The 16,118-nt window shown below is 32.5% G+C and carries 14 protein-coding genes; 10 read left to right on the forward strand and 4 right to left on the reverse strand.

Going from position 1 to position 16,118, the window contains the following annotated elements:
* Window positions 1-629: 629 nt before the first annotated feature.
* Window positions 630-1,340, reverse strand: a complete 711-nt coding sequence (locus ACP6PM_RS17695) for a nuclease-related domain-containing protein (RefSeq protein WP_426586895.1) — start codon at window positions 1,338-1,340, stop codon at window positions 630-632.
* Between the two features lie 1,459 nt (window positions 1,341-2,799).
* Here ACP6PM_RS17695 and ACP6PM_RS17700 point away from each other — a divergent pair.
* From ACP6PM_RS17700 to ACP6PM_RS17730, 7 genes are all read left to right on the forward strand, one after another.
* Entirely contained in the window at window positions 2,800-2,961 is a 162-nt protein-coding gene (locus tag ACP6PM_RS17700) for a hypothetical protein (protein ID WP_426586873.1), read from the forward strand.
* Window positions 2,962-2,993: 32 nt separating this feature from the next.
* Window positions 2,994-3,134 (forward strand): DNA cytosine methyltransferase, encoded by a 141-nt coding sequence (locus ACP6PM_RS17705; RefSeq protein ID WP_426586897.1) that lies wholly within the window; start codon window positions 2,994-2,996, stop codon window positions 3,132-3,134.
* A gap of 838 nt (window positions 3,135-3,972) precedes the next feature.
* Window positions 3,973-4,635 carry a DUF3318 domain-containing protein gene (locus ACP6PM_RS17710; protein ID WP_426586875.1) on the forward strand — a complete coding sequence of 221 codons (663 nt, stop codon included), beginning with the start codon at window positions 3,973-3,975 and terminating at the stop codon, window positions 4,633-4,635.
* A 448-nt stretch (window positions 4,636-5,083) separates the two neighbouring features.
* Window positions 5,084-6,082 carry an anti-sigma factor antagonist gene (locus ACP6PM_RS17715; protein WP_426586877.1) on the forward strand — a complete coding sequence of 333 codons (999 nt, stop codon included), beginning with the start codon at window positions 5,084-5,086 and terminating at the stop codon, window positions 6,080-6,082.
* Window positions 6,083-6,979: 897 nt separating this feature from the next.
* Window positions 6,980-8,218 carry a glycosyltransferase family 4 protein gene (locus ACP6PM_RS17720; protein ID WP_426586879.1) on the forward strand — a complete coding sequence of 413 codons (1,239 nt, stop codon included), beginning with the start codon at window positions 6,980-6,982 and terminating at the stop codon, window positions 8,216-8,218.
* 199 nt (window positions 8,219-8,417) lie between these two features.
* Window positions 8,418-8,672: a hypothetical protein gene (locus tag ACP6PM_RS17725; RefSeq protein WP_426586881.1), complete on the forward strand. Its 255-nt coding sequence runs from the start codon at window positions 8,418-8,420 to the stop codon at window positions 8,670-8,672.
* A 16-nt stretch (window positions 8,673-8,688) separates the two neighbouring features.
* A complete protein-coding gene (locus ACP6PM_RS17730) occupies window positions 8,689-9,048 on the forward strand; it encodes a hypothetical protein (RefSeq protein WP_426586883.1) in 360 nt (119 codons plus the stop codon).
* Between the two features lie 451 nt (window positions 9,049-9,499).
* On the opposite strand, the gene ACP6PM_RS17735 is transcribed toward ACP6PM_RS17730, so the two are convergent.
* Together ACP6PM_RS17735 and ACP6PM_RS17740 are read right to left on the reverse strand one after the other, a co-directional pair.
* Window positions 9,500-10,012, reverse strand: a complete 513-nt coding sequence (locus tag ACP6PM_RS17735; RefSeq protein ID WP_426586885.1) for an inorganic diphosphatase — start codon at window positions 10,010-10,012, stop codon at window positions 9,500-9,502.
* Between the two features lie 471 nt (window positions 10,013-10,483).
* Entirely contained in the window at window positions 10,484-10,846 is a 363-nt protein-coding gene (locus tag ACP6PM_RS17740) for a tetratricopeptide repeat protein (RefSeq protein ID WP_426586887.1), read from the reverse strand.
* A gap of 339 nt (window positions 10,847-11,185) precedes the next feature.
* Between ACP6PM_RS17740 and ACP6PM_RS17745 the strand changes: the two genes are divergently transcribed.
* Window positions 11,186-12,295 (forward strand): three-Cys-motif partner protein TcmP, encoded by a 1,110-nt coding sequence (locus ACP6PM_RS17745; RefSeq protein ID WP_426586889.1) that lies wholly within the window; start codon window positions 11,186-11,188, stop codon window positions 12,293-12,295.
* Here ACP6PM_RS17745 and ACP6PM_RS17750 read toward each other — a convergent pair.
* The gene (locus tag ACP6PM_RS17750; protein WP_426586891.1) at window positions 12,270-13,061 is read right to left on the reverse strand and encodes a DUF5131 family protein; all 792 of its coding nucleotides are present in this window, start codon (window positions 13,059-13,061) and stop codon (window positions 12,270-12,272) included. The two genes, ACP6PM_RS17745 and ACP6PM_RS17750, sit on opposite strands and share 26 nt — an antisense overlap.
* A 471-nt stretch (window positions 13,062-13,532) precedes the next feature.
* Here ACP6PM_RS17750 and ACP6PM_RS17755 point away from each other — a divergent pair, with 471 nt between their 5' ends.
* Window positions 13,533-13,877 (forward strand): hypothetical protein, encoded by a 345-nt coding sequence (locus ACP6PM_RS17755; protein ID WP_426586893.1) that lies wholly within the window; start codon window positions 13,533-13,535, stop codon window positions 13,875-13,877.
* Between the two features lie 606 nt (window positions 13,878-14,483).
* The gene (locus tag ACP6PM_RS17760) at window positions 14,484-15,584 is read left to right on the forward strand and encodes an acyltransferase family protein (RefSeq protein WP_426586899.1); all 1,101 of its coding nucleotides are present in this window, start codon (window positions 14,484-14,486) and stop codon (window positions 15,582-15,584) included.
* Window positions 15,585-16,118 lie beyond the last annotated feature (534 nt).

A 16,118-nucleotide genomic window follows, 5' to 3' on the forward strand; every position in this document is an offset into this window, starting at 1 on the left:
TTTTCTCAATTTACCAATTTTATTTGACTCGGATATGAGGCAATAATTTTCCATACCTACTAATTTTTGCTAACCAGGGAGAGTGAAATACAATTCTCATCTCATCCACAGATTTCCTCAGATAAAAAATTCTCAACCTACTAATTTTTGACGACTAGGGAGAGTCAAATACAATTCTCATCTCATCCACAGATTTCTTCAGATAAAAAATTCTCAACCTACTAATTTTTGCCGACCAGGGAGAGTGAAATACAATTCTCATCTCATCCACAGATTTCCTCAGATAAAAAATTCTGATAATTTTGCCAAAATTTAGCACCTCTTCAAAAAAATAGTAGATGAGGATTTTCTCAATTTACCAATTTTATTTGACTCGGATATGAGGCAATAATTTTCCATAGCCACTAATTTTTGCTAACCAGGGAGAGTCAAATACAATTCTCATCTCATCCACAGATTTTCCACTAGAAAAAATTTCGATAATTTTGCCAATATGTAAAACTAAGTCAGAAAACTATCACCGAATATTTTTCTGACTTGAATGATTATTTTAACTAAAAAAGTATGAGGGATTATCGTCGGACACTAAATCTTGCTCAAAACTATTACGGATAATAACTACTTTTCACTTAAAGACTTTCTTTTGCTTTCTGAAGTTCGTCTGCCCACTTTTTAAGTGCTGCCTCTTGGTATCCAAGAAACTCTTCTCGTTTTGCCAGTTCTTTTTCTTTTTGCTTGATTTCTAGTTCGCGCTTTTCAAGTCTTTCTTCTCGTTCTTTCAATTTATTTTTCCATTCTGTTGTATTTTTTCTAGTCTGATAATACTTTTGTTTTAGCGATAATAAGTCAGAAGCTATCTTTCTTAATTCATCATCTGAAAAATTCATATACTTATTAGTTTTAAATTCTATTTTTTTAGCCAGTTCATCAAGACCAAATAGTCTAAACCACCAGCTATCACTAGAAATTTTATTTGTAGTTTTTGGATGAAGTGAAGGGCTAATAGCAACAATACAAGTTGAATACCAAAATGGTCGCTCATCTGGGGCGTTATCTAAGCAACGAAACTTATGTTTGTTTGCTTTTAGTACGTTAAACCATTTAATCCGATGTTCATAAACCTGTTGAAATGGATTTCTATCTTCACTACCTAAAATATAACCACTCGGTGTACACCAATCACCATTCTCAGATGCTATAAATGGCTCATGGCATTCTTTTAATTCAATAGGAATAATCGCATCATTTTTGAGGACTGTTAAATCAATCTGACGATTTTCAATATAATAATCCATTAAAACTAAATGGAGTTTCTCTTCATCACCGAAACGAAATTCCATGTCATCCAAAAATTTTCCTACAGCTTCTCTTTCATAGGATGTATCAAAATTTTTTCCTATTCAAACTTCAATAGTCACTGTGTCTATCCTTAAACTACTAAATTTATCTGTTGATAAAATTATAATAGGTGACTATTCGATATTCGGATGATAGATATATAGGGTTGACCGCACTTAGTAAGTTGTTTACTATAATTTTTCCTGAGTAAAAATTTGAAAGTTAAAAAGCTATTTTTTATCTAAAATCATTCAATCCTACTGCCAGTATTGAACAAGAATCTAGTCGAGTATATGAGGAAATATTTGAATAATTTGACAAAATATATCGTTCTTCAAACCGAACCATTCTGTACTTCGTAAAATTGACATTTGTTAGTAAATTGTGAATAAAGCGATCGCTCAAATATCTCTTATCTCTAAACTTCAAACCAAATTAAATCTGGATAAATATTTATCATAGTTTCTTCAGTAAGGAGCTGATGTGCGACAATAGTTTTTTTGTGCAATGACAAACCCTCATATCCTAATAATTTAATCCTAAATTTCACAAGTAATATTATGTGCCCCCTCCGGGGGAGCTACACTATCGAGTGAATACTTATTGATCATAGGAAACATCTTAACTGAGAATAGAGAATAGAGCAGAGGAGGAAAATAGAGCCAATTATTCTTAAAACCAAGAGTAGTTTTTGAACGTTAAATATAAATCAAACAAACAATCAATAAATTTTTACTTCTGACTTTGAGCGATCGCAAACTACCTTTAAATTAAAACTTGAGGCCAAGAGGATAAAGATAATTTTTACTAATCTAAATAAGCTTTAAGATTGTTTGTGCAAATCAAAAAAATCCCTTTTTTTCTCAATTATTACAAAATATTTCACGAGCTTGCGTTGTTTCAGCGATTTGTATCATACTCTGAACATTAAGGTATGATGCCAATGTTATATCTAAAACAAAAATAACCTGCTTTCAACAAAGCTACAACCTAGTATTTACGTTAAAAATATCCTAGATATTGCGATTTGCAGCAAACTAAAATAAGCTCAAAAAAACAAATTTTATATAAGTAAAAATACTTGAGTAATTATATACATTGACAAAACACCACAAATAGTATACTAAATTGCTATGCGAAAAATATAATCATTGTCATTTCGGTTTGCTATTTCTTATTCCCTAAAGGCTAATACCTAAATTATTGATGAAATTAAATAACTCCTATATTTGTATCTTTTATAGGTGGCAATCGCCAGCTAATTTTTACTGGGTTAAGGGGAGATTTAGGCAAAAGTTTCTTGGTCAAATTACAAAGTCTCGATCTGACCTCTCTGAGCCAGAATCAATCAATTCACAAGAGATTAATTCTCGCTAAAGTATTTATAGTAAATGGTGCAAAAAATCAAAATATTTTCCTTCTTTTCAGGCTGTGGCTTTCTCGACTTAGGCTTTGAAAATATTGACGAATGAAGTTTTCTTTGTCAATGAAAAGTTTTCTCCATTTATGGAAGCTTATCATTATGCTAGACAATTATTAGAAATACCTGAGTCTGAATACGGATATTTAGAAGATGATTTAGTTAGTTTAACTTGGGAAAATGGAAAAACCTATTTACAATAATTAGTCAAAGATACTCAGATAACTTCTGATTTATTGGTAGACCTCCTTGCTCTGACTTTTCAGTGGGGGGAAAAAATAGAGAAAAAGGTAAATTATCAGATGCTTATATTGAATTAATTTGTCAGCAACAACCAGATTTTTTTGTCTTTGAAAATGTTAAAGGTTTATCGTAAAGGAAAAAAGATCGGGCATTTTCTGAGGAAATGAAACCCAAGCTGTATAGATACGGATATATAATTACCGAACGTTTAATTAATGGGATTGAATCTAGACCAAGAAATATTCAAAACTTTTGTAGTTGGATAGTCTTTCTAGATAGATATCTCAGATGAGATGTTGAGATTTTTGCCACTCAACCATAATCAAACTAAGTCAGACTGCTGAAGAAAAACTTTAGATAAACTTCTGTACTATTAATCTGGATTTTCTGTTCACCTTCTCTCCTCCCTGACTATTAAGTTAGACTGCTTGAGACAAAATTTGATAAATATCTGTACTATTAATCTGGATTTTCTGTTCATCTTCTCTCCTAACTTGGGAAAATCAAGAATCATTCATCAAACCAACTTATTTTCCCTCTAATTGTTAATTGCTCAAAAGCCCAGACCAAGAAATATTCAAAACTTTTAACTTGGGAAAATCAAGAATCATTCATCAAACCAACTCATTTTCCCTCTAATTATTAATTGCTCAAAAGCCCAGACCAAGAAATATTCAAAACTTTTGTAGTGAAATAACTTTTCTAGACAGATATCTAATCTGAGATGCTTTGGTTTTTCCACCCTATACTTAAATGAAGTCAATCAGAATCAAGATGAATTTTGCTTCCCATCTATATCTATTGTTTAAATATGAAGTAGAGGAAAATTGAGAAAGTTAAAAAGTTTGAACTTGGGCATAGCTCCCATATCCTGTCAGTAAGAGTAGAAAACATACAGTCCGAAATCTTACGGTAAACTATTTAAAGAAAGGATGATATGTGTTGAAAAATCTATAGGACTCAAACAAACTATGACATCTTATGCTACTACGACTGCCAGAGCCGAAATGAGTGAAATTCGGCGTCTCAAAGGCTTACTACCGCCAGAATTACAAAGTTGGGTAATGGTAGAAAAATCTATTGAAGTTAATCCTCCACTCATTCGCAGTGAGGAAATAGGCAAAGACCAGGTAGAGATATCCATCGATCTAGCACGTTGGGAACAACTAGCATTAGACCAACGTAATTTATTATTCTGGCATGAAGTGGCCAGAATTCAAAACGATACAATTCCCAGGGATGGTTGGGAAATGGCTGCCCTCGCCATTGGTTTGGGGGGTGCTGTTGGTGAATTATGGGTACAAGATGGTCTACTTTTAGTTCTGGCCTTGGCTTTGTGTGGTGTATCTGGCTATAGACTCTATCAGAAGAATAACGGAGAACGTAATCTCAAAGAGGCGATAGAAGCAGATGATAAAGCGATCGCCCTAGCTACTCGTTTTGGTTATTCACTCCCCAATGCTTATAAAAGTTTAGGTAGTGCTCTGAAAACTCTAGTCGAAGAAACTCCCAAAAAACGGCAGAGGGCAAAATATGAAGCACGACTTCAAGCTCTCAAACGTAGTGCAGCTAAAGCCAAGGCAAGAGTTAAAGGAAGTCGTGAAACTTCACGTTCTGAAAATATATATAACTAGACAGGAAATATTGGGTGGGTTAGCCAGAAACTAATCAAAACTAGACTCGATCGGGAGTAACAACCCACTCAAATTTATCCTGGTTATTTTGGTGTTATAATAGGGATATAACTGAATTAATAGAAACAGCAATCTGGCTTGGTGGCTATATACATCATCTAAATACATTCCATTCTCGAAGGTAGTGGGCATAGATTAATCTATTAAGTATATTAGTATCAAGTCATTACTAATCATGAGACTATAATTTTAGTCTAGAGGGTGGTCTTAACCATTTAAGTGATTTTTATTCCATCGCTTAAGCATAATTTGGTAATAATTATGAAGCTGATTATACCAGGAAAATCTCCAGTAAGATACCTAAAATTGTCATCTTCAAATAAATAACTTTTGCAGAAACAACAATACTCAATACTATAGTCTTATAGAAAATAGGAACCAGGATTTCATGGTCAGCCAAACCTCAGAAACAGATATAAAAGTAACTTTTAGGGGAAAAACTCCTGTGATTAATTTGCCTCTTCGTTTTACCGTCTCGGAGGCAGAATCATTTAAGTTAACTTGCCAACAACTTTTCTCTCAAGAGAATACTACAGGCAAGATTATTATTGATTTTAGTAACACTAATTTTATAGATAGTTGTGGTATTGGTTCCTTGGTAACAAATCTCAAAACAGCAAGGGAAAAAGAGACAGATTTTGTCCTTTGTGATGTTAATTCTCAGGTTATGGGTGTATTTTCCCTAACTGGATTAGACCAGATTTTAATCATTGAACAATCAACACAACCAGAGGTAAAAAGTAATCGTAGATCTGATGAAAATCAACTACCTATTACTCATCCTTCGATTAAATCTTGGGTGAAACGCCTGATTGATATTGTTGGTGCTTTAGTAGGATTATTTATTACAGGTATTTTGTTTATACCAATAGCTATTTCTATTAAGTTTGATAGTCCTGGTCCGATATTTTTTGGTCAAGTACGATGTGGTTGGATGGGAAGGCGTTTCCGAATGTGGAAATTTCGCTCTATGTGTGTAAATGCAGAAAAACTTAAGAGTAAAATCAAAAATCAAGCTCAAGGTGCAATTTTTAAGAATGAAAATGATCCGCGAATTACTAAAGTTGGTAATTTTTTGAGACGAAAGAGTTTGGATGAATTACCTCAGTTTTGGAATGTATTAAAAGGGGATATGAGTTTAGTGGGAACTAGACCTCCAACTCCTGATGAAGTAGAACGTTATGAAGTTCCTCAATGGCAACGTTTAGATGTTAAACCTGGTATGACAGGAGAATGGCAAGTTAATGGTCGTTCTCAAGTGAAAAATTTTGAAGATATTATCAGGTTGGATTTAAAATACCAAAAGAATTGGAGTCTAATGTATGACATAAAGTTAATTATTAGGACTGTAGCAATTCTATTCGAGAAAAGTAGTGGAGCCTACTAGAATGATTTAATATACTTACTGTTGGAGTTTTGATATTTTGAAATTTTCAGTTATCGAAACCAACTTAAATTATTGCAGGAATTTGATATTTCCTGTTTATACCCATATTTGTTCCCATAAGGTATTAGCTAGAAATCTCAAGATATTCAATGATTATAGATTTAAGTTTTACTTGTTTTAATCTTAATCATCTGAGAAGATTTTATGTTTGAGAATTGTGTTGGTAAAATCTGACAATTCCCACTTTAGTAGTCAACAAAAATCAGCTCAAATAAATGACTTTAATAATTTAATCGGATGAAACACATGGATATTTTTTGAGTTGGATGAAGCACTGAAGCTTAACATCTGGGGGTCAGAAAAATCCTGTCAAATATTGATAAAAAAAAGGTAGACAACTTCAAACTAATTTGTTTGATTGAAAAACATAAACACCAATCCTTTTTATATAGTTTATTTTCCATTGTTTATGGAATAATGATTAACTTGAATAAGATTTTAGTAGTATGTGTAATTTTTGCGGTGAGAATTAAACTATAACTAATTGTAGATGCTACACAGACAGTAGAGTTTTAAACTCAATTTCTCTAAAGTTCTGTTCAACCTAATAGAGTGACACGCCGTAAATTTTACTTGAGGAAAATACTAGAATCTTTAATTTGATAAAGATTAAACTGAAAAAGCTAATACACTATTTTAGCTATGTCAGTCCAGTACTATAAAAATTTCACAACATAGTTTCAAATTGTTAGATATTAAATAATTGCCCGAAATTACTGTACTATCAAAATTTATAGTCTATAAAATCTTACTTTTAACTTTTTGAGTTCTGAATGTCTGACTTCTGTGAAACGGTATTACTACCTTTGCAGAATAGCAACAATAATTAATTAAATTATGCGTATTCTTATCTATTCCTACAACTATCACCCAGAACCAATTGGTATTGCACCCCTAATGACGGAACTTGCCGAAGGTTTTGCTAAACGTGGACATCAAGTTCGTGTGGTGACTGGTATGCCAAATTATCCTGAACGTAAAGTTTATGATGAGTATAAAGGGAAGTTTTTTATAACAGAAGAACAAAATGGCGTAACAGTTCAACGTAGTTATATCCATGTGAGAGGTTCTAAACCTGGGCTTTTAGATCGGCTATTATTAGATGGTAGTTTTATTCTGTCTAGTTTATGGCAAGCTTTTAATGGTTGGAAACCTGATATTATTTTTGCGACTACTCCTCCTATATTAATTTCTTTACCAGTTAGTTTTTATGGCTTATTTTCTAATTCGTCTGTAGTGTTAAATATTCAAGATATTGTTTCTGAAGCTGCGGTAAGAGTGGGGTTAGTCAAAAAAGATAGTTGGATAGTAGGTCTAGCTGAAACTATAGAAAATTTAGCTTATCGAAAAGCTGCTAAGATTAGTGTTATTGCTGAAGATTTTGCCACTAAGTTAATTGAACAAGGTATTGATAAAAATCGTATTGTTTGTATCCCGAATTGGGTAGATCTGAATTTTATTAGACCTCTGGATAAAGATAATTATTTCCGAGAAGAGCATAATCTTCAAGATAAGTTTGTAGTTGTTTATTCTGGGAATATTGCTTTAACTCAAGGTTTAGAAACAGTAGTTAAAGCTGCTGCTAGTCTCAAAGAAAAATCAGAAATTTCTTTTGTTATCTTAGGGGAAGAAAGAGCACGTCAACAATTACAAGAATGTTGTGATAATTATCAAGCAGATAATGTAACTTTACTTCCTTTAGTAGCACGAGAAAAATTACCAGAAATGTTATCTGCTGCTGATGTTGGTTTAGTAATACAGAAAAAGACAGTTACTGCTTTTAATTTACCTTCAAAAATTCCTGTTATTCTTGCTAGTGGTCGTCCAATAATAGCTTCTGTTCCAGATACAGGTACAGCAATGAGAGTTGTCAAAGAAAGTGGTGGTGGAATAGTAGTTACTCCAGAAGATTCTCAAGCTTTGGCAGAAGCTATTTTAGAATTATATGAAAATCCAGAAAAACTTGAGCAACTGGGTCAGCAAGGGAGAAAATATGCCGAAGAAAATTTTGGTTCTAAAAATGCTTTAAATAGTTATGAAGGTTTATTTGCTGAAATTTTAGAGTCGAGGGAGTAGGTAGGGACGTTGCATGCAAAGTCCATACTAGGTAGGGGAAAATAATTGATGATTTCTGTTTGATAATTGATTTTTAGTTTTTATTATTAGATATATCTAATAGTTTTTTGTTTTAGTTATTAGGGAGTAGGGAAGATAGATAGGAAGATAGGAAGATAGGCAACAAGCAAATAAAATATTTACTCCGTCAGTTTTAAAGATGCTTTCCATACAAAAAAAGTTTTTGTTTATTAATATTCCTAAAACAGCAGGTAATTCAATTCAGAATTTTCTAAAGCATTACTCTGAAGATAAAATTGTTTGCCTTAACTCTTTGCAGGATGGTGTAGAGAGATTTGAAGTAAGAAATAAAAATTTTCCTAACATACATAAACACTCATCTTTACTTGACTACTATCAAGTTTTATCACCAGATGTTTTTCATTCTCTTTATTTAGAAATTTTCTGTTATTAGAAACCTTTGGGAAAGAATGATTTCTTACTTTTTTTCTCCACATCGTCAAACTCAAAACTGGAATAGAGATAAATTTATTGATTTATTGCAAAAAGTACCAACAATGTTTGACTATCTAAATACTCATGGTTTGTCGTCAAGCAAACCTGAAGTTAATTTTGTTATGCGTTTTGAAAATCTTGAAAACGACTTTAGAAAAGTATCCCAAATATTAGAATTAGAAAACTTTCAGCTCCCTATCCGCAATAAATCAAATCGAGAAGATTATTGGAAATATTACGATTCCGAATTAGTTGATATAGTGGCACATAAGTATGCAGCAGAGATTGAGTATGCTGGATATTATTTTTTTAAACCAACAAATAAATTTGTTTGATTACTCTACAAAATTTAGAAAAATTGAAATAGAGCCAACTAATTTTTAGTAAACTCAAATTTCTGATTTTAATAACTTGTGGCAAAAGGCATTTTTGCTAAAAACAGAAGGTTTTTCTATTTTTATAGCACTACGCTAATTAGTTAAGATATTAGATATTGGTAAATCCTATTTGCGGAGCATTGATCTAGAAAAAACTCACTCATATCATTTCCCTTGTGGAGGGTGTAAATAAGAGCGTTAATGTCTATAGGAAATTTAAGCCTTCTCTCCTAGATAATTAAAGCCTTTTCTCCTAGATAACTAAAGCCTTCTTCCTTTGCTATAAATTCAGGATTTTTAAAAAACTCACTGGTCTTTTTAAAAAGTAGAGGTAGGTTTCCATTTGAGTAAAATCTCTAGAAAACCCACCTCTAAATTTTTTGTAATTCCGAAGATACTGGAATTAATATTACTTACTTGCTGCTTTAATACATTTCTCTACTAATGGCGTTACCTGTTCAACATCTTTCCAACCAAGTATTTCTGTCACCTTTTTTTCTAGATTTTTGTAGCTTCTGAAAAATTCGGCTATTTCTTCTAGTTTATGAGGTGCTACATCCTTGAGAGATTTAACTTCAGTGTAACGTGGGTCTTTATCTGGAACGCAGAGAATTTTTTCATCCCTATCTCCTCCATCAATCATCTCCAACATTCCGATGGGTCTTGCTGCAATAACACATCCAGGAAATGTTGGCTCATCCATAATTACCATTCCATCAAGGGGGTCGCCATCATCTGCCAAGGTGTTAGGGACAAACCCATAATCGTAAGGATATTGTACGGAAGAATATAGTACGCGGTCAAGGGCAAAAGCTTGTAAATCTTTATCAAACTCGTATTTATTTTTACTTCCGCCAGGAATTTCTATCAGGACACTTATTAGTCCGGGTTTTGGTTGGGCTGGAATTAGCGATAAATCCACAAAATTTCTCCATATTAACTAAAAAGAGTATATCAAGAGTTGGGTTTTATAGCTGAAGTCAGAAGGCGCGAAGTTAGAAGGCGCGAAGTTAGAAGTTAAATTCTTGCTATGACTAATTGCTGAAGTCGTGTGATGTCCCTGATCGGGAAAATTTATTTATCTGGAAACGTTCTCCGAATAGATGATTAATATTTAGCTCAACCTCAGATAATTTTATGCACCTAAAGGAACGAGATTAAATGAAATACAAATTCCCTCACTACCTCCAGTAAATGGAATAGTAGACTGGCAAAAATAAAAAGTAAAAATTACTCATCATCCTGATGGAAGTCTCCACTTATATTTCTCTGAATTTTTCCTATCTAACGCTGAGATTAACCAAGTACCAAAACTTCATTAATCAACAGTATTATTTGTAAAAAAATTCGTAGGTTTGACTACCTATATTTATCGGTTTACCTGGTCGATATTTTAAAAAAGTAGGATAGCGATCGCCTCTTCTATGATTCCTTTTTCTGTCAAAGCAATTCCCAAGTTTAGGTGAGAGTCAGCAGATTTTTGATTGAGTTTAATTGCCCGTTGATAAGAGTCAATAGCATTATCTAATTGTTGAGCAGCGCGATAAGTATTGCCAAGATTATTGAGGTAGCCAAAATTTAATGGTTCTAGATTAACAGCTTGATTTATTAAATTTATGGCGCTGTTATTATCTCCCATTTGTGCTTTAAGTATGCCCAGATAATTTAAGACTTGAGAATTATTTGGTTCCGACTGAATAATTTTTTCATAGATAACTTTTGCCTCTTGCAATTGTCCGCCTTTGTTAAAAGACAAAGCATAGGATAAAGCATTTTATGGGAGATTATTTTTTAGTGGTTTTTGACTTTGATTTTTAGCTGCTTTTATTCTTTGTTATCGGTTCATTTTTCTCTCCTTATACTAATTTTAGGCTAGTAATTTTCAAATAGTAAATAGGATTCGATTTTTGAATAATTTTCAAAATAGAATTGAATCAAATATTGAATTAATTTAACCTTTATTTGACTAGCCTAAAATACCTACAGCCTAAAATTGTCTGTTTTTAACAAAAACTTAATTTAATCGATAACAACAATATCTGAATCAAGATTAAAATAGAGCGATAATTACTAGATATTTTTAAAGTGTACTAATATGACAAATAATTCTTTTTTTGATGAGTCTAGAGAAACATCTTTAGTCAAAGCTGAAATTGTAGCTAAATATTTTTGGGCTTGGGCAAAAGTCATAATACCGCAAGCAAAAAAAAGGAGAACAAATATTGCATATATTGATCTGTTTTCTGGTCCTGGTTGTTATCAAGATGGTTCAAAATCTACGCCATTACTAATTTTAGAACATGCTATTGCTGATGAAGAGATGCGAGAAAGATTAATTACTATTTTTAACGATAAAAATTCTGAGAATACACATTCACTTGACCAAGCAATAAACTCTCTACCAGAGATAAAAATGTTGAAGCATAAACCACAAGTCTTAAATATAGAAGTAGGAACAGAAATTGTTCAAATATTTCCAAATATACCTACACTATCTTTTATCGATCCATGGGGTTACAAAGGGTTATCTCTTCAACTAATTAGTTCAGCAATTGCAGGCTGGGGATGTGATTGTATATTTTTCTTTAACTATAATCGGATCAATTCAGGATTGAATAATTCACGAGTCGAAAATCATATTAACGAACTATTTGGTAAAGAGCAAGCCAATTTACTTAGAGAACAACTCCTCAATTTACAACCAGATGAACGGGAATCAAAAATTGTTCAGGCAATTGGTGATTCTTTACAAAGAGTTGGAGGTTCTTATTCTCAAAATTTTTGTTTTAAAGAAGAAGATAGAAATCGAACTAGCCATTATCTTATTTTTGTATCTAAGAATAATAGAGGTCATTCTATTATGAAAAATATTATGGCAAAAAAAAGCTCTCTTTTGCTTCAAGGTGTACCATCCTTTCAACATGACCAAAAACCTGTTCAGCTTTCACTATTTGATTTGCAACCAATTAACAAACTGGAAGATATGTTGCTTGATGAATTTGCCGGTCAGACTATGACAATGCTTCAAGTTTATCAGCAACACCATGTTGGTAAACCATACATTGAGCGGAATTACAAAGATGCTCTTTTGCTGTTAGAAGAAAAAAGTAAAATTGTTGTATATCCGCCAGCTAGTGAACGACAAAAAAGGAAAGGCAAGCTTACATTTGCCAATCATGTTAAAGTGACTTTCCCATCGAAGTAAAGGTATTTTTTTTCACAATTTTTCTTGATTGAACAGGAATTTTTTTCCAATTATGACGGTGTTTTTCCCAAACTTCTGGCATTTCATTCCAAACTTTTCCATCAAAAATTCTGCCTAAAGCTTTAGGAGTTCTACCACCCCATTGTTTAAAGAAAAAAGCTACATTAGCAGCTTGACATTGTTCATAAATATTTTTTACCCATTCCTCTTTCATCGGACGATATTTATTGCCAGATTCACCACCTACAATTACCCAATGAATATCTTTTAAATTAAGTTCTAAATCCCCTAAAAGTGGTTCACAAGAAAGGAACCTCACATTAGCATCTACTTGTCGTAAATAATCAACACGATGAACATAACTTTGACTTTCCACTGATACACCCATCCAAATATTTTCATGCCATTTTAATTGAGGTGCTAAATCAACCAAACGTTCATGTCTTTTCGTCAAAATTTGATAAATATGCCAAGGAGTTTTGCCAATTATTTCAAATACTTGTTTGATAAAATCAACAGGAACATCTTCGTGGAAAATATCGCTCATTGAATTAACAAAAATTCGGCTAGGAGTACGCCAACTTAAAGGTTGTTTCAAACGCTCAGGATGAAGTTTCAAAACAAACCCTTCAGGAAAATTATTAGTAAAACGTTTTGTAAGTGCTTCCGCATAACAATGAGTACAACCAGGACTAACTTTGTCACAACCTGTCGTAGGATTCCAGCTCTTGTCCGTCCATTGGATACCAGTTTTATTACTAGCCATAGTTAAATTTACCTTCTCAAAAAAGAATAATTATTAAGGTCTAATTATTGAGTTCAATATTTTCTTATTGGTTACTAAATTATACCTTTTTTTTAAGCATAAATCAACTTATTTATCTGCCAATATAAAAACTGAAAATTATCTCAATAAAAAAAATATAATAGTTACTAAATATCAATGATAAAATAGTTAAGTGCCTATACAAAATTAATTATATACTTAAAGATACAGCCTTTAAGAGCAGAGCTAAAAATAAAGCTTTTATCTAAAAATAAAAAATAGCTGATAACTGATAGCTGATGGCTAAATTATTACATTAAATACCCTATGATTTGATATTTTAAATAGCATTAATAACGAAAGTAAAGTCAAACTACTTAATCTATTGAATCTTAAAAAAAAACAAAGATATAGGGAAAGCCTCCCCAAAAAACTTATCTTAAACAAGACGAATTAAAAACTTTCCTAATCATGGCAAAACTAACTCACAAAGAAATATTCGACCTCCTAATCAAAGAAGTTCTTGAAGCTTTCCCACACGTGGAAAATAAATTGGATTTTGTATCTAAAGATATTTTAGAACATCTTCTATCTAATAGCGATGGCGTGAGAGAAAGATTGCGTAAAAGTTCCTTTACAAAAGATGATGGAGAAATTAGTCAAACCGAAGCTTTTTTGCTTACCTGGGTGGATGAAGTATGGGATGTAGAAAATGGTAATCAAGAGTTATATAAAAAATTTATCTCTGACTTGAATGGAACACCACAGGAGTTTGATTTATATGACAAAGAAGTACCTCAAATTAATAATGGATAATTGATAATGGGCGTTGCTGATGCATGGGTATGATTTATATTTTTTGATAATTACTAAACTATTTAATAACAACTATTTCAGATTGTTCAATTTTTATTTTCATACCTTGATTCAGCAACGCCTTATAATGGATAATTGATAATGAAAACTATAGCAACCGGTTCTTATGTTGTCACAATTCAAAAATTACAAATCAACTCCAAAACTCTTACCGAATAATTAAGGTCTAAAGCCTCTCCTTTTAAGGACAAAAAAGAAAAAAATCATTTTACTCAATCCTATCCATTTTAAGGAGAGGTAATTATTAATTATTAATTATTAATTATTGAACTATCGATCATTGCCTCCCAAATTATTCCCAAATAGTAGGAATATTTTTGATACAAATAAAATAAGATTGCTATATCTCTTATGAATTATGAATTCTTAATTACCTCTGCCTCTGCTTAAAACCGAGAGTATTGAATCAAGTACGGAAATCTTATTAATGAATAATTGATGGATAGTAGATAATGAAAACTATCTCTAATTATCAATTATCCATTGGTAAGCAGAAACTTAAAAGCTCTGGAACTAATTATCAATTATCAATTATCAATTATCCAAATGCGCTTAAAATCTCTCGACGTATTTCGTGGCATTACCATTGCTAGTATGATTCTTGTCAATAACCCAGGTAGTTGGAATTATGTTTATTCACCCTTACTTCATGCAAAATGGCATGGTTGTACACCTACAGATTTAATATTCCCCTTCTTCTTATTTATCATGGGTGTAGCTATGACTTTTTCCTTGTCAAAATACACCGATAAAAATCAACCTAATCCACAAATTTACCAAAGAATTTTCCAGAGATTTCTAATACTTTTCCTGTTAGGTTTACTACTAAATGGCTTTCCCAATTACAACTTAGCTACTATTAGAATTATGGGAGTATTGCAACGCATTAGTTTAGCTTACCTCCTCGCAGCAATAGCCATCCTTAACCTGTCCCGAAAACAACTTTACTGGCTATCCGCTACATTATTAATTGGATACTCGATAGCCATGCAATTAATACCCGTTCCTGGTTATGGCATTGGCAACCTTTCTCCAGAAGGAAATCTTGGCGCCTATATCGATCGCTTCATCCTGACGCAACAACATTTGTGGGCAGGCAAACCATACGACCCAGAAGGACTATTTAGTACCTTACCTGCTATAGTTACCGTTTTGATTGGCTACCTTACAGGAGAATGGCTCAAATATCAACCAATCAAAAGTCGCACCAGCTTAAATCTAGTAATTTCGGGTCTAACCTGTTTAGTAGTCGGGTATCTGTGGGGACTATTTTTTCCTATCAATAAAGCTTTATGGACAAGTTCCTATGTCATATTTACTGCTGGATGGGCTTTGCTCTTATTAGCTGCTTGTTATGAGGCGATCGAAGTTCGAGGTTGGCAGAAATGGGGACATTCATTTGAAGTAATGGGATTAAATGCCATATTGATATTTGTTGGTTCTGGATTTTTGGCAAGGCTAATGATTTATAACAAAATTAGTGGAGTTGAAAATTCTCCTACGATTAAGACATGGATATACCAACAATTTTTCCAATCTTGGGCTGGTTCATTTAATGGTTCTTTGATTTTTGCTATTGTCAATGTATTATTCTGGTGGGGAATTTCTGATTTAATGTATCGTCGCAGTTTATTTCTTAAAGTTTAATCAACAGTAATAATTTAGCTAAAATGATTCAGAATTCAGCACTAAATTCTCGGCAGGTACTCAGACGTGATAGTCATAAGTCGCCACAGATAGAATTTTTTCTCCATTTTTTCCATCATAGAGATAGTCAATTAAAATCTCCAAAACGAGGAGCCAGAAAATTACTTTTTTTTCCGATAAAAATTCTCGGCAGATACTCAGACGTGATAGTCATAAGTCGCCACAGATAGAATTTTTTCTCCATTTTTTCCATCATAGATATAGTCAATCAAAATCTCCAAAACGAGGAGCCAGAAAATTACTTTTTTTTTCCCGAACCAAACTCTCAAAAAAAACTCAGAAGTTATAGTAATAAGTCGGCCGAGATAGAATATTTTTTACATCCTTTCCATCAAAGAAGTACCCAATGAAAATCTCCAAAGCGAGGAGCGTCAAAATTACTTTTTTTTCCGATAAAAATTCTCGACAGATACTCAGACGTTATAGTAATAAGTCGGCCGAGATAGAATATTTTTTACATCCTTTCCATCAAAG

It is taken from the genome of Dapis brunnea BLCC-M229 (assembly GCF_050015995.1).
GTDB lineage: Bacteria > Cyanobacteriota > Cyanobacteriia > Cyanobacteriales > Microcoleaceae > Trichodesmium.